Raw genomic sequence first — 13,930 nt, 5'->3', positions numbered from 1 at the left:
ATTGCTTGGGGCTTTTTCATTAATTATCCTCTTTCGTTAATTGTTGTTGTTGATGTCAAATGTTTTCCCGTGTCAGTAATTCTTGACCGGATATAATAAGACAAATGATTAACGGAGGTAATAGCACTATGAATGCCATGCAGGAAGAGCTGTTTTTGGAACTCCGTATAACCCAAATAGAAATCGAAAATTCATTGAAAAACAAACAAAAGCCCGATTGGCTGACATCGATTTTGAAAGAAGAACTTGCCGACATTGATGCAGCTTTAAAAAAATTCGAACAAGGAAATTTTGGACAATGTGAAATTTCTGGAGAGTTTTTGCCCGATGATTTATTAAAAATAATCCCCACTTTAAAAACAATAAAGGATTCCGATGATTTAGAAATATATTACAAAAAGTCGCTTCACTAGTCTTTTTTATCATGTTTCATTGTCGTTTCGCGAAAAAGTATGCTAAAATGCTTAAGAAGTAAGTATTGGCTGATGTGGAGGTATTTCTTAGTGTTTTATTACTACTTAATCGCTCTTTTTGTTATTTTGTTAGATCAGAGTACGAAATGGTTAATTGTTCACAACATGCATCAAGGAGAAAGCATTACGATTATTGATAATGTTTTGTACATTACTTCTCATCGCAATCAAGGAGCTGCATGGGGGATCTTACAAGGTCAAATGTGGCTTTTTTATGTTATTACAATCGTTGTTATTGCCGCAATCATGTATTATATCTATAAAGCAGCGAAGGGCAAATGGCTCCTAGGGGTATCTCTTGCTTTTATGCTAGGCGGTGCAATCGGAAATTTCATTGACCGTGTGATTCACAAAGAAGTCGTCGACTTTATCCACACCTATATTTTTGGCTATAATTTTCCGGTCTTTAATATTGCGGATTCAGCTTTAGTGATTGGTGTAATTATGTTGATGATACAAATGCTGCGGGATGAAAGAGAATCAAAGGAGAAATTAAATGGAGACAATGGAACACATCATTCTTGAGGAGCAAAAGGGAGACCGTATCGATAAGGTACTCTCAGGGCTTGATGAAGAATGGTCACGAACACAGGTTCAGCAATGGATTAAATATGGGCATATCCTTGTTAATGGACAAACGGTTAAAACCAATTATAAATGCAGTGTAAATGATCAAATTGAAATTACAATTCCGGATCCAGAAGAGTTAGATGTGGTTCCAGAAGAATTGAATTTGGAAATTTACTATGAAGACAAAGATGTCTTGGTTGTCAATAAACCAAGGGGGATGGTCGTTCATCCCGCTCCTGGACATATGACAGGGACACTTGTTAACGGCTTAATGGCCCATTGTAAGGACTTATCTGGTATCAATGGGGTATTAAGACCCGGGATTGTTCATCGAATTGACAAGGACACAACAGGCCTGTTAATGGTCGCTAAAAACGATATGGCTCATGAAAGCCTAGTCAATCAATTAGTTGAAAAAACTGTCACGCGAAAATATAAAGCGATCGTCCACGGTGTCATCCCACATGACTTTGGAACAATTGATGCCCCGCTTGGCAGAGATACTAAAGACCGTCAAAGTATGACGGTCGTTGATAACGGAAAACATGCGGTTACCCATTTTCAGGTGTTGGAACGCTTTAAGGACTTTACCTTCGTCGAGTGCCAATTGGAAACAGGAAGAACGCATCAAATCCGTGTTCATATGAAATATATCGGCTACCCGCTTGCTGGCGATCCAAAGTATGGACCGAAAAAAACCTTGGATATTGACGGACAGGCCCTGCATGCAGGTGTGCTTGGATTTATTCATCCAAGAACTGGTGAATATTTAGAATTCGAAGCACCGCTTCCTGATGATATCGAACGCTTGCTTGAGCAATTGCGAAAAAGTAATTGACGGAGCTCGAAAATTACAGTAAGATAACGATAGTTGAATATGCCTTTAATTCGGTCCCGTGAGGCTGAGAAGGAAACGGTTAAAGATTATAGGCGGGCTATGCCTATATCTTAAAATTAACTTGTCTGCCTCTCGCCAACATCGGTGAGAGGTTTTTATTTTTAAAAAGAAGGTGTTGCGGATTGCAAAAAGCAATTGTCCTTGATGAGCAGGCTATCGGCAGGGCATTGACCCGAATTGCCCATCAAATTATCGAAAAAAATAAAGGGATTGAAGAGTGTGTTCTTGTTGGAATACGGACAAGAGGAATTTTTCTGGCCGACCGCCTTGCAGCAAAAATTGCTGATATTGAGGGGAAATCGGTTCCTGTTGGTGAAATAGATATTACTCTTTATCGGGATGATTTAACGAAGAAAACCGAGAATCAGGAACCACTTGTTAAAGGTTCTGATATTCCGGTTGAAATCAGAAACAAAAAAGTTATTCTTGTTGACGATGTATTGTATACAGGCAGAACGGTGAGAGCCGGACTTGATGCCCTTATGGATCTTGGGCGCCCGGCAGGAATCCAGCTTGCAGTTTTAGTGGACCGCGGTCATCGTGAACTGCCAATTCGTGCTGATTATGTAGGGAAAAACATCCCAACATCAAGTGACGAAAAAATCGTGGTTGAGTTGGCAGAAGTTGATAAAGTGGATCAAGTAAGTATTTTTGAAAAATAAATAGCAGCCCTTTTAAATGCAGTCCCGTGAGGCTGACAAAGGGGAAAAAGCCGTTCATTTTATTTAGATGCGGCAATTTCTAAACCCTCTTTGTGCCTTCATGGTCAAGAGGGTTTTTTTATTAAAAAATAATGAATCCGGGGGAAATTAGAATGAATAACAAACCAATCTTAGACGTAAATGAAATTCCAAAACCGGGTCAATGGCTGACATTAAGCATTCAGCACTTGTTCTCCATGTTTGGGGCAACCATCCTTGTTCCATACCTTGTCGGCCTAAGCCCGGCGATTGCATTAATCTCCAGCGGACTTGGCACTTTGGCATTTTTATTAATAACAAAAGGGCAAGTCCCAGCCTATCTAGGATCGTCATTTGCCTATATTATTCCAATTAAACTACTCAACGAAGCAGGGGGACCAAGTGCGGCAATGGTTGGAACCTTCCTAGCTGGTCTTGTATATGGGATTATTGCACTGATTATCAGTAAGGCGGGTTACCGCTGGATCATGAAATTATTGCCTCCGATTGTAGTTGGGCCGGTTATCATTGTTATTGGCTTGTCCGTAGCCCCAACAGCACTTAGTATGGCGATGAATAATCCTGCAGGAAAGTATAGCATTCTTCATTTCTCTGCGGCTCTTGTTACACTTGCGGCAACTATTATCTTCTCGATTTTTGCAAAAAAAATATTAAGCATTATCCCAATATTAGCAGGAATTATCGTTGGTTATCTTTACTCGTTAATGGTGGGAATCGTTGATTTTGGACCGGTAATGAAAGCTGGTTGGTTGGAAATGCCGGAATTTATCATCCCATTTGTCAGCTATAAGGTGAAATTCACATGGGACATTTTCTGGTTAATGGTACCTGTCGCAGTGGTAACCATTTCGGAACATATCGGCCACCAGTTAATCCTTAGTAAGGTAGTAGGACGTGATTACATTAAGGAACCAGGCTTGCATCGTTCCATCCTTGGAGACGGGACAGCAACGATTATTTCAGCATTTGTCGGCGGTCCACCAAAAACAACTTACGGTGAAAATATCGGCGTCTTGGCAATTACCCGAGTCTACAGTGTATACGTGCTGGCAGGTGCAGCAGTTTTAGCGGTTATCTTCGGTTTCATTGGAAAATTAACAGCGTTAATTGGGACGATTCCGACACCGGTTATGGGTGGTGTCTCCATCCTATTGTTTGGAATTATCGCTTCTTCAGGATTACGAATGTTAGTCGATAGTAAAATTGATTTTGATGATAAACGTAACCTCGTCATTTCATCAGTTATTCTTGTCATCGGACTTGGCGGAGCTTTTCTCAAGCTGCCATTTAAAGATATCCAAATTCAAGGGATGGCCTTAGCAGCAATCTTAGGTGTCGTGTTAAATCTAATTCTTCCTGGCCGGCAGCCGATGACTGAAAACATCTTTGAAGAGGAAACGAAAGAAAAACAGAAAACAGCATAATAAAGAAACCTTTTAACTAAGTCCAGAGAGGCTTACAAGGGTGTTAGGCTTGAACCAGTCTGTTAAGGATGGTTTAGGTTTAGATTCAATGCACCCTGAAGGAGATTTTGGGGTGCATTTTTTAATGCTAGGCTGTGTTAAAGAACATTGTTGATTTTTAGCACAATGTTGATTGGAGTGGAAGGCGCGAGACTCCTGCGGGAGCAGCGGGACAGGTGAGACCCCGCAGGCGCTTTAGCGCCGAGGAGGCTCACCGCCCGCCCCGCGGAAAGCGAAGCGCCTGGAACGGAAATCAACATTCACTTTTAACACAGCCTAATACTAAGAAAGGAGTGGGAAAAGGATGTTACATCATTTACTTACTACGAACGAATTAAAGGTGGAGGAAATTTATCAACTACTTGAAGATGCGAGAAGGTTTTCGGAAGGAATGACTTGGAGGACGGAACAGCAAATGTTTACGGCAAACCTATTTTTTGAAAACAGCACAAGAACAAAATGCAGTTTCGAAGTTGCGGAAAGAAGATTAGGGCTAGGGGTTATTCCGTTTGAAGTGGAAACCTCAAGTGTTCAAAAAGGGGAAACGCTCTACGATACTGTCAAAACATTGGAAGCGATTGGTGTCAATGCAATCGTCATCCGCCATGGGCAGGACCGTTTTTTTGATGAGCTAGTTGGAAAAGTTAATATCCCAATTCTAAACGGCGGGGATGGCTGCGGTCATCATCCAACACAGTCGCTCCTTGATCTGTTAACGATCCAGCAGGAGTTCGGTCGATTTGAGGGCTTGAAAATTGCGATTATTGGCGATATCAGTCACAGCAGAGTAGCACGGTCAAATGCTGATGCCTTAACAAGACTCGGAGCAGAGGTCATTTTTTCTGGGCCGGAAGAATGGTTTGATAACCACAGTTTGCATTCAGCAAGATATAGACCAATTGATGAAGCAATCAGGGAAGCGGATGTAGTTATGCTGCTAAGGGTTCAGCATGAACGCCATCAAAAGAAGGGAAGCTTTACAGCTTCCGAGTATCATAACCAATTTGGCCTCACATTAGAAAGGGAAGGGCAAATGAAGCCAAACAGCATTATTATGCATCCAGCTCCGGTAAACCGGAATGTGGAAATTGCTGATAGCTTGGTAGAATGCAAACGGTCAAGAATCTTTAAACAAATGGAAAACGGTGTTTATGTCAGAATGGCTGCCTTAAAACGGTCAATTGAAAGCTTAATGGGAGGAAATCAATATGAAGCTGCTTATTCAGAACGCAAATTACATAGCATTTAATGGAGAAAAAGTTCAGACTGATATTTTAATAGAAAACGGGATTATTACGAAAATAGAGAAGAAGATTGAGGTGGATGTGGAACGAAAAGTGGATGCAGCGGGAATGTTGGTTTCACCGGGATTTATCGACTTGCATGTCCACCTGCGCGAGCCCGGCGGAGAAAAGAAAGAGACAATTGCGACCGGAACCCTCGCTGCGGCAAAGGGAGGATTTACAACCGTGGCGGCCATGCCGAATACGCGGCCGGTGCCTGACACCATAAACCATATGGAGGACTTGCAAAAGCGGATTCGGGAGACAGCTCATGTGCGGGTTTTACCGTATGCGTCAATTACGACGAGACAGCTTGGAAAGGAATTGACAGACTTTGAGGCACTCAAAGAAGCGGGTGCTTTCGCTTTTACCGATGATGGTGTTGGGATTCAGTCGGCGGATAGGATGCTGGAAGCGATGCGTAAGGCAGCAAAGGCAGATATGGCAGTTGTTGCCCATTGTGAAGAAAATTCTCTGATCAATAAAGGCTGTGTCCATGAGGGTTCTTTCTCAGAAAAGCATGGATTAAATGGAATCCCATCTGTATGTGAATCGGTCCAGATTGCCAGAGATGTGCTGCTTGCTGAGGCAGCAGGCTGTCATTACCATGTATGCCATGTCAGTACGAAGGAGTCTGTCCGGGTAATAAGGGATGCCAAGCGAGCGGGGATTCGTGTCACTGCGGAAGTCACCCCGCACCATTTACTACTTACTCAGGATGATATTCCAGGACTTGACGCCAACTTTAAGATGAATCCTCCGCTTAGGGATGCAGCTGATCGTGCTGCCTTAATTGAAGGCCTGCTTGATGGCACAATTGATTTCATCGCCACCGATCATGCACCACATACACTTGAAGAAAAAAGTGAAGGAATGGAATTGGCACCGTTTGGAATTGTCGGTTTAGAGACAGCCTTCCCGCTCCTGTATACACATTTAGTGTTAAAAAATATTATTTCGCTTGAAGAGTTAATTGGCTTTTTAACGCTGAAGCCTGCCAAAAGTTTTGCCCTGCCGTATGGAAAATTGGAAGTGGGGGCTCCCGCTGATCTCGTTCTGTTGAATCTGAATAAAGAAAAAGAAGTTGATCCATCCGGATTTCTATCTAAAGGGAAAAATACCCCATTTGCTGGCTGGAAATGTAAGGGCTGGCCGGAAATGACGATTGCTGGCGGGCGGATAGTTTGGGAAAAGGGAGTGTAATAGCATGAAAGCACAGCTTATTTTAGAGGATGGAACGATTTTTATCGGTGACGGCTTTGGCGGTCATATGGATACCATGGGTGAAATCGTATTTAATACAGGGATGACAGGCTATCAGGAGATTCTTTCCGACCCTTCCTATTGCGGGCAAATTGTCATGCTTACCTATCCGTTAATCGGAAATTACGGAATAAACCGCGATGATTTTGAATCGATTAATCCTGCTGTGAAAGGATTGATTGTCAAGGAAGTGACTGACTACCCTTCGAACTGGCGTAGTGAATTCACTATCGATGAATATTTTAAAATGAAAAAAATCCCCGGTATTTCTGGAATTGATACGAGAAAATTAACTAGGATTATCCGTGAGCATGGAACACTAAAAGGAGCCATTTGTAGCATTGAGCGGGATCCGCTAGAAGTAGTAAGCAGATTACGGCAAACAAAACTTCCGATTGATCAAGTAAGAACAGTATCCACAAAAAATTCATACCCAAGCCCTGGGCGCGGGAAACGAATTGTTCTGGTTGACTTTGGCATGAAGCATGGAATTTTACGAGAATTTAATAAACGTGGATGCGATGTCGTTGTTGTTCCATACCATACAACGGCAGATGAAATCTTCCAATTGCTTCCTGATGGGATAATGCTCTCAAATGGGCCGGGAGATCCCAAAGATGTCCCGGAAGGTATCCATATGATTAAACAAGTACTGGGGGCCATTCCGATATTTGGAATATGTCTTGGTCATCAATTATTTGCCCTTGCCTGCGGTGCGAACACAGTGAAAATGAAATTCGGGCACCGCGGTTCGAACCATCCTGTCAAGGAACTGGCTACAGGTAAAATTGCGATTACTTCACAAAACCACGGATACACGGTTGAAACAGAGTCATTACATCAAACACGCTTAGCGATTACACATGTCGCACTAAATGATGGGACGATAGAAGGCTTAAAACATTTAGATTTCCCTGCCTTTACAGTCCAATATCATCCCGAGGCTTCCCCGGGGCCTGAGGATACAAACAGCTTATTTGAACAGTTTCTTGCCATGATTGATGCTGAAAAACAGGAGGGAAGAGTACGATGCCAAAACGTAAAGATATAAACTCCATTTTAGTTATCGGGTCAGGACCAATTGTTATCGGCCAGGCGGCGGAATTTGACTATGCCGGCACCCAGGCATGCATCGCACTAAAAGAAGAAGGGTATCGGGTCATTCTCGTAAACTCGAATCCAGCGACGATTATGACCGATACGGAAATCGCCGATGCCGTTTATATTGAACCGCTAACAGTCGAATTTGTCAGCCGAATCATCCGCAAGGAACGTCCAGATGCACTTCTAGCAACACTAGGCGGGCAAACAGGTCTTAATCTTGCCGTGGAGCTGGCATATTCAGGCGTACTGCAGGAGTGTGAGGTAGAAATAATAGGCACAAAGCTTTCCGCGATTAAACAAGCAGAAGACAGAGAATTATTCCGCAGCTTAATGAACGAGCTAGGGGAGCCAATTCCGGATAGTGAAATTATCCACGAGTTAAAAGAAGCTGTAGCTTTTGTTGAAAAGATTGGTTTCCCAGTCATTGTCCGTCCAGCCTTTACACTTGGGGGAACAGGCGGAGGTATTTGTCACAATCCGGGAGAATTAGAAGAAATCGTTTCATCCGGATTAAAGAACAGCCCTGTTCATCAATGCTTGCTTGAAAAAAGCATCGCAGGCTATAAGGAAATCGAATACGAGGTCATGCGTGATGCCAATGATAATGCGATTGTGGTTTGCAACATGGAAAACATCGATCCTGTTGGCGTTCATACAGGTGATTCCATCGTCGTTGCTCCGAGTCAAACCTTGAGCGACCGAGAATTTCAGCTGTTAAGAAATGTTTCACTTAAAATCATTCGTGCGCTTGGAATCGAAGGAGGCTGTAACGTCCAGCTCGCTTTAGACCCAGCTAGCTTTAACTACTATATTATTGAAGTAAATCCAAGAGTAAGCCGTTCATCTGCTCTTGCATCGAAAGCAACAGGCTATCCAATAGCCAAGTTAGCCGCCAAAATTGCTGTTGGTTTAACACTTGATGAGATGCTTAATCCGGTAACAGGAAAAACCTATGCCTGTTTCGAACCGGCACTCGACTATATTGTGACGAAAATACCCCGCTGGCCATTTGACAAATTTGAATCGGGAAACCGTTATCTTGGAACGCAAATGAAGGCAACGGGAGAAGTTATGGCCATTGGCCGGACGTTTGAGGAATCGCTGTTAAAAGCTATTCGATCTCTAGATGCCGGCGTTTGCCATTTCGAATTGACTAGGGCAGAGGAAATTGATGATGAGCTCCTCGAAAAACGAATTCATAAAGCAGGGGATGAGCGGCTCTTTTATATTGCCGAAAGCTTGAAGCAAGGGATATCAATTGAAACTATTCATCAATGGAGCAAAATCGATTTATTTTTCTTGAAGAAAATGGCAGGGATCATTGAACTTGAAGCCGAGCTGGCAGCCCGCCCATTTGACAGGGAACTTCTTCAGGAAGCGAAGCAAAAGGGATTTGCGGATAAAAAAATTGCTGAGCTTTGGGAAAGGAGTGAACGGGAAATATTCCATTTTCGCAAGGATGTTGACATCCTCCCTGTTTATAAAATGGTCGATACGTGTGCGGCTGAATTCGTGAGCGAAACACCGTATTACTATGGCACCTATGAAGAGGAGAACGAATCGCTTGTTACAGATAGAAAAAGTGTGATTGTTCTGGGCTCAGGTCCAATCCGTATCGGCCAAGGGATTGAGTTTGATTATGCGACCGTCCATTCGGTGAAGGCCATTAAAGAAGCCGGCTATGAGGCGATTATTATTAACAACAATCCGGAAACCGTCTCAACTGATTTCAGTATTTCCGATAAACTTTACTTTGAACCGCTGACGCTTGAGGACGTCATGCCTATCATCGAATTGGAACAGCCGATCGGCGTGGTCGTTCAGTTTGGCGGGCAGACGGCGATCAATCTTGCTGCCGAGCTTGCAGAAAATGGGGTTAACATTTTGGGAACAAGTTTAGAGGCTTTGGACCGTGCGGAAGACAGGGATAAATTTGAACAAGCGCTCGAAAGGTTACATATTCCGCAGCCGCTTGGCAAAACGGCCTTATCGGTGGAAGAAGCCATTGGAATTGCCGAAGAAATCGGCTATCCGGTATTAGTCCGTCCCTCATACGTCCTTGGCGGCCGGGCGATGGAGATTGTCTACCAAAAGCAAGAGTTGCTTTATTATATGGAAAATGCCGTTAAAATCAATCCGGAACACCCAGTCTTGATTGACCGTTATTTAACAGGGAAAGAAGTCGAAGTAGATGCCATTTGTGACGGGGAACATGTCTTAATTCCAGGAATTATGGAACATATCGAACGGGCCGGCGTACACTCCGGCGATTCAATCGCTGTCTATCCGCCGCAGACACTCTCAGAATCAGTTAAACAAACACTCGTTGAATATACAGAAAAATTAGCTTTGGGACTAAATATTGTCGGGCTGTTAAACATTCAGTATGTGGTATCAGAAAACCAAGTATTTGTACTGGAAGTAAATCCGAGGTCAAGTCGAACTGTTCCGTTTTTAAGCAAAATTACCAATGTCCCGATGGCAAAAATTGCGACAAAAGCGATATTAGGAGTTTCCTTGGCAGACCAAGGTTATCCAGCAGGTCTTATTCCTGAAAAAAATGGAGTGTTTGTCAAGGTGCCGGTTTTCTCATTTGCTAAGTTAAAAAGCGTTGAGATTACACTCGGACCGGAAATGAAATCAACCGGCGAGGTAATGGGCAAGGATTTGACACTTGAAAAAGCACTATATAAAGGTTTGATTGCTTCAGGGATGAATATTCAGAAGTTTGGCACTGTCTTGTTTACTGTAGCAGACAAAGATAAAGAAGAAGCCTTAAAGCTTGCCTTGAGGTTTGCGGCAAATGGCTACCGCTTAATGGCAACAAGCGGGACAGCTGGTGTGCTCGCGTCTGCCGGTTTGAAGGTAAAGGTTGTTGGGAAAATCGGCTCGGATGGTCAGACACTACTGGATGTGATTCAAAATGGTGAAACCCAATTCATTATTAACACCTTAACAAAAGGAAAACAGCCGGAGAGGGACGGATTTAGAATTCGCCGCGGCGCTGTTGAAAATGGGATTCCATGTTTAACTTCATTAGATACGGCAGATGCAATCTTAAAAGTAATCGAGTCGATGAATTTTTCCGCGGAAGCAATGGGTGTTGTAAATAAGGAGGCAGTCCTCGAATGATCCAAAAAGAATTTTGCCCAATCATCAGCCAAACGGAAATCGCCGAGGATATTTTTGAACTGACGGTGAAAGCGGGCTTGGCAAGTCAAATCAAACAACCAGGGCAGTTTGTTCATATTAAGGTTGCCAATGCCCTGGATCCGCTTTTGCGGAGACCAATCAGCATTTCGTCATTTGATCAAGAGAACGAACAATTTACGATGATTTACCGCAAGGAAGGCAGGGGGACGTCTCTGCTTGCGAAAATGGAACCGGGGATGGAACTTGATATCCTGGGTCCGTTAGGAAACGGCTTTCCCGTTGAGGAAGTAAGTAGAGGAGAGACAGCGCTGCTTGTCGGCGGCGGTATTGGTGTACCGCCACTATATGAACTATCCAGGCAGCTAGTGGCCAAAGGGGTAAAAGTTATTCACGTTCTTGGATTTCAAACGGAATCAGCCGTTTTTTATGAACAGGAATTTTTGAAAAATGGTGAAACATACGTGACAACGGTTGACGGCACGTACGGGCTACAAGGTTTTGTAACAGAAGTAATGAAAACTTTACTCTTTGATTGTATCTATGCCTGTGGACCAACCCCGATGTTAAAAGCGTTAGAACAACACTATGCAGATAAAAAAATGTTTTTATCGTTAGAAGAACGAATGGGCTGCGGAATCGGGGCATGCTTTGCCTGTGTATGTAGAACGGCGGATGATCCTTCGGGGTTTTCCTATAAAAAGGTGTGCAGCGATGGACCCGTATTTCGTGCCGGGGAGGTAGTGCTATGAGCTGTTTAGATGTTAAGTTACCCGGGTTAAATCTTAAAAATCCAATCATGCCGGCATCGGGGTGCTTTGGATTTGGCAGGGAATACAGCCAATTTTATGATTTAAGCAAACTTGGCGCCATCATGATTAAAGCGGCAACCGTTGAGCCGAGATTTGGAAATCCAACCCCAAGGGTCGCAGAAACAGATGGCGGAATGCTTAATGCTATCGGTTTGCAAAATCCCGGTTTAGAAAAAGTTATGGCCGAGGAATTGCCGTGGTTGTCAAAGTATGATGTTCCAATCATCGCGAATGTTGCCGGTTCCCTTGAAGAGGACTATGTCTCGGTTGCAATGGAAATATCGAAGGCAGCAAATGTTCATGCGTTAGAATTAAATATTTCCTGTCCGAATGTCAAAACAGGAGGAATCGCATTTGGAACCGTTCCCGAGGTTGCCAAGCAATTGACAAGGAAGGTAAAAGAGGTTTCTCGTGTCCCGGTTTATGTGAAGCTATCGCCGAATGTCACTAATATTGTCGAAATGGCAAAGGCAGTGGAAGATGGCGGTGCTGATGGTTTAACAATGATTAACACTCTAGTCGGGATGAGGCTTGATTTAAAAACTGGGAAACCGATTTTAGCCAACATAACTGGCGGACTATCCGGTCCTGCGATTAAACCGGTGGCGATTCGGATGATTTATGAGGTAAGTCAAGCTGTCTCGATTCCGATTATTGGAATGGGCGGTGTTCAGTCCGCCGAGGATGTCGTCGAATATTTTTATGCAGGGGCAAGTGCCGTCGCAGTGGGAACAGCAAATTTCGTCGATCCATTTGTTTGCCCAACTATCATCGAAGAATTGCCAGTGCTTTTAAAAAAATTAGGGTTCGAACACATCAGTGAATGCAGGGGAAGGAGCTGGAATCAGCATGGACAACTCGCTTATCATCGCGCTTGATTTTGCTAACAAAAGCGAAGTAGAACGGTTTTTGGCACCGTTTGAAGAAAGACGGCTGTTTCTAAAGGTTGGCATTGAGCTATTTTACAAGGAAGGTCCTGCGATTGTTCAGCAATTAAAAGAAAAGGGGCATCAAATTTTTCTTGATTTAAAGCTTCATGATATTCCGAACACGGTGAGAAGTGCGATGAAGGGGCTGGCACAATTGGAATGTGATCTCGTCAATGTTCATGCCGCTGGTGGAAGAGAAATGATGCAGGCGGCTTTGGAAGGGTTGGAGGCAGGTACCTCTGTTGGTAGGAAGCGCCCTGAGTGCATCGCGGTTACTCAATTGACTAGTACTTCACAGGAGCAGATGAATAGTGAGCAACTTATCCCAGTGACATTGAAGGAATCAGTATTGCACTATGCCTCGCTAGCAAGAGTTGCTGGATTAGATGGAGTAGTCTGCTCAGCGTGGGAATCTGAATCGATTCATTCGCAAGCAGGAAGCTCATTCTTAACCGTTTGCCCGGGAATCAGAATGGAATCGGATCAAGTTGGTGACCAAAAACGCGTCGCTACTCCTGAATTTGCAAGGCGGTCCGGAGTAAGTGCAATTGTTGTCGGGCGTTCGATTACACAGTCAACTGACCCGGTGAAAAGCTATGAACAATGGATGAATGCATGGAGAGGAGTATATCAATGAAACAGATGATTGCTGAAAAACTATTAGAAATCAATGCTGTAGCACTACGGCCGCAAGATCCATTTACCTGGACATCAGGACTTAAATCACCGATTTATTGTGATAATCGCTTAACTTTATCTTACCCGGTAGTACGAAGAGAAATTGCTGCAGGATTGCAAAAACTCATCCATGAAAACTTTTCGGATGCAGAAGTAATAGCAGGAACAGCAACAGCCGGAATTCCGCATGCGGCATGGGTCAGCGAGCATTTGAACTTGCCGATGTGTTACGTTCGCTCCAAGGCGAAGGGGCATGGTAAAGGAAATCAAATCGAAGGAAAAGTAAAGCAAGGTCAAAAGGTTGTCGTTGTTGAAGATCTCATTTCAACCGGCGGCAGTGTAATCACTGCGGTGCAAGCCTTACGGGAATCAGGCTGTGAAGTGCTTGGGGTTGTCTCAATTTTTACATATGGGCTTGAAAAGGGAAAACAGTTATTTCGAGAGGAAGAAATTAAGAGTTTTTCACTTACAGATTATCCAACATTAATAGATGTTGCCGTATCAAAAGGCTATGTTAGCGCCGAAGATCAGGAAAGTCTGCTGTTGTGGAGGAAGAACCCAGCTAATTGGAGGCAAAAAGAAAACATAACAAATAAATAAAAAAGC

The 13,930-nt window shown here is 43.5% G+C and carries 13 protein-coding genes; all 13 read left to right on the top strand.

What is annotated here, in order from left to right:
• Nucleotides 1–128: 128 nt before the first annotated feature.
• Nucleotides 129–413 (top strand): hypothetical protein, encoded by a 285-nt coding sequence (locus tag ACFVSW_RS02375; RefSeq protein ID WP_387311732.1) that lies wholly within the window; start codon nt 129–131, stop codon nt 411–413.
• A gap of 72 nt (nt 414–485) precedes the next feature.
• Nucleotides 486–998: a signal peptidase II gene (gene lspA, locus ACFVSW_RS02370; RefSeq protein WP_387311730.1), complete on the top strand. Its 513-nt coding sequence runs from the start codon at nt 486–488 to the stop codon at nt 996–998.
• A complete protein-coding gene (locus ACFVSW_RS02365; RefSeq protein ID WP_387311728.1) occupies nt 970–1,881 on the top strand; it encodes an RluA family pseudouridine synthase in 912 nt (303 codons plus the stop codon). The genes lspA and ACFVSW_RS02365 overlap by 29 nt, the downstream gene beginning before the upstream one ends.
• Before the next feature lie 182 nt (nt 1,882–2,063).
• Nucleotides 2,064–2,603, top strand: a complete 540-nt coding sequence (gene pyrR, locus ACFVSW_RS02360) for a bifunctional pyr operon transcriptional regulator/uracil phosphoribosyltransferase PyrR (protein WP_387311726.1) — start codon at nt 2,064–2,066, stop codon at nt 2,601–2,603.
• A 152-nt stretch (nt 2,604–2,755) separates the two neighbouring features.
• On the top strand, nt 2,756–4,066 hold the full coding sequence (locus tag ACFVSW_RS02355; RefSeq protein ID WP_387311725.1) for a solute carrier family 23 protein: 1,311 nt from the start codon (nt 2,756–2,758) through the stop codon (nt 4,064–4,066).
• 343 nt (nt 4,067–4,409) lie between these two features.
• The gene (locus tag ACFVSW_RS02350) at nt 4,410–5,354 is read left to right on the top strand and encodes an aspartate carbamoyltransferase catalytic subunit (RefSeq protein WP_387311723.1); all 945 of its coding nucleotides are present in this window, start codon (nt 4,410–4,412) and stop codon (nt 5,352–5,354) included.
• Entirely contained in the window at nt 5,314–6,591 is a 1,278-nt protein-coding gene (locus ACFVSW_RS02345) for a dihydroorotase (protein WP_387311721.1), read from the top strand. Before ACFVSW_RS02350 ends, ACFVSW_RS02345 begins: the two co-directional genes overlap by 41 nt.
• Nucleotides 6,592–6,595: 4 nt before the next feature.
• Nucleotides 6,596–7,702: a carbamoyl phosphate synthase small subunit gene (locus ACFVSW_RS02340; RefSeq protein ID WP_387311720.1), complete on the top strand. Its 1,107-nt coding sequence runs from the start codon at nt 6,596–6,598 to the stop codon at nt 7,700–7,702.
• A complete protein-coding gene (gene carB, locus ACFVSW_RS02335; RefSeq protein WP_387311718.1) occupies nt 7,681–10,887 on the top strand; it encodes a carbamoyl-phosphate synthase large subunit in 3,207 nt (1,068 codons plus the stop codon). The genes ACFVSW_RS02340 and carB overlap by 22 nt, the downstream gene beginning before the upstream one ends.
• Nucleotides 10,884–11,657 carry a dihydroorotate dehydrogenase electron transfer subunit gene (locus tag ACFVSW_RS02330; protein WP_387311716.1) on the top strand — a complete coding sequence of 258 codons (774 nt, stop codon included), beginning with the start codon at nt 10,884–10,886 and terminating at the stop codon, nt 11,655–11,657. The genes carB and ACFVSW_RS02330 overlap by 4 nt, the downstream gene beginning before the upstream one ends.
• Nucleotides 11,654–12,595, top strand: coding sequence for a dihydroorotate dehydrogenase (locus tag ACFVSW_RS02325; protein WP_387311714.1), 942 nt, complete (start codon nt 11,654–11,656; stop codon nt 12,593–12,595). The genes ACFVSW_RS02330 and ACFVSW_RS02325 overlap by 4 nt, the downstream gene beginning before the upstream one ends.
• The gene (gene pyrF, locus ACFVSW_RS02320; RefSeq protein WP_387311712.1) at nt 12,567–13,283 is read left to right on the top strand and encodes an orotidine-5'-phosphate decarboxylase; all 717 of its coding nucleotides are present in this window, start codon (nt 12,567–12,569) and stop codon (nt 13,281–13,283) included. Before ACFVSW_RS02325 ends, pyrF begins: the two co-directional genes overlap by 29 nt.
• A complete protein-coding gene (gene pyrE / locus ACFVSW_RS02315) occupies nt 13,280–13,924 on the top strand; it encodes an orotate phosphoribosyltransferase (RefSeq protein ID WP_387311710.1) in 645 nt (214 codons plus the stop codon). The genes pyrF and pyrE overlap by 4 nt, the downstream gene beginning before the upstream one ends.
• The last annotated feature ends 6 nt before the right edge of the window (nt 13,925–13,930 follow it).

The sequence above is a fragment of the Neobacillus sp. NPDC058068 genome, from assembly GCF_042885335.1.
Classification (GTDB): Bacteria; Bacillota; Bacilli; order Bacillales; family Cytobacillaceae; genus Neobacillus.
Note: the sequence above shows the minus strand (reverse complement) of the source record. Positions and strands in the feature narration are given on the sequence as shown.

Excerpts from the sequence above, each read along its gene's own strand:
- ACFVSW_RS02375 (WP_387311732.1), top strand. The coding sequence starts at position 129 with ATGAATGCCATGCAGGAAGAGCTGTTTTTGGAACTCCGTATAACCCAA.
- lspA (WP_387311730.1), top strand. The coding sequence starts at position 486 with ATGTGGAGGTATTTCTTAGTGTTTTATTACTACTTAATCGCTCTTTTT.
- ACFVSW_RS02365 (WP_387311728.1), top strand. The coding sequence starts at position 970 with ATGGAGACAATGGAACACATCATTCTTGAGGAGCAAAAGGGAGACCGT.
- ACFVSW_RS02355 (WP_387311725.1), top strand. The coding sequence starts at position 2,756 with ATGAATAACAAACCAATCTTAGACGTAAATGAAATTCCAAAACCGGGT.
- ACFVSW_RS02350 (WP_387311723.1), top strand. The coding sequence starts at position 4,410 with ATGTTACATCATTTACTTACTACGAACGAATTAAAGGTGGAGGAAATT.
- ACFVSW_RS02345 (WP_387311721.1), top strand. The coding sequence starts at position 5,314 with ATGAAGCTGCTTATTCAGAACGCAAATTACATAGCATTTAATGGAGAA.
- ACFVSW_RS02340 (WP_387311720.1), top strand. The coding sequence starts at position 6,596 with ATGAAAGCACAGCTTATTTTAGAGGATGGAACGATTTTTATCGGTGAC.
- carB (WP_387311718.1), top strand. The coding sequence starts at position 7,681 with ATGCCAAAACGTAAAGATATAAACTCCATTTTAGTTATCGGGTCAGGA.
- ACFVSW_RS02330 (WP_387311716.1), top strand. The coding sequence starts at position 10,884 with ATGATCCAAAAAGAATTTTGCCCAATCATCAGCCAAACGGAAATCGCC.
- ACFVSW_RS02325 (WP_387311714.1), top strand. The coding sequence starts at position 11,654 with ATGAGCTGTTTAGATGTTAAGTTACCCGGGTTAAATCTTAAAAATCCA.
- pyrF (WP_387311712.1), top strand. The coding sequence starts at position 12,567 with ATGGACAACTCGCTTATCATCGCGCTTGATTTTGCTAACAAAAGCGAA.
- pyrE (WP_387311710.1), top strand. The coding sequence starts at position 13,280 with ATGAAACAGATGATTGCTGAAAAACTATTAGAAATCAATGCTGTAGCA.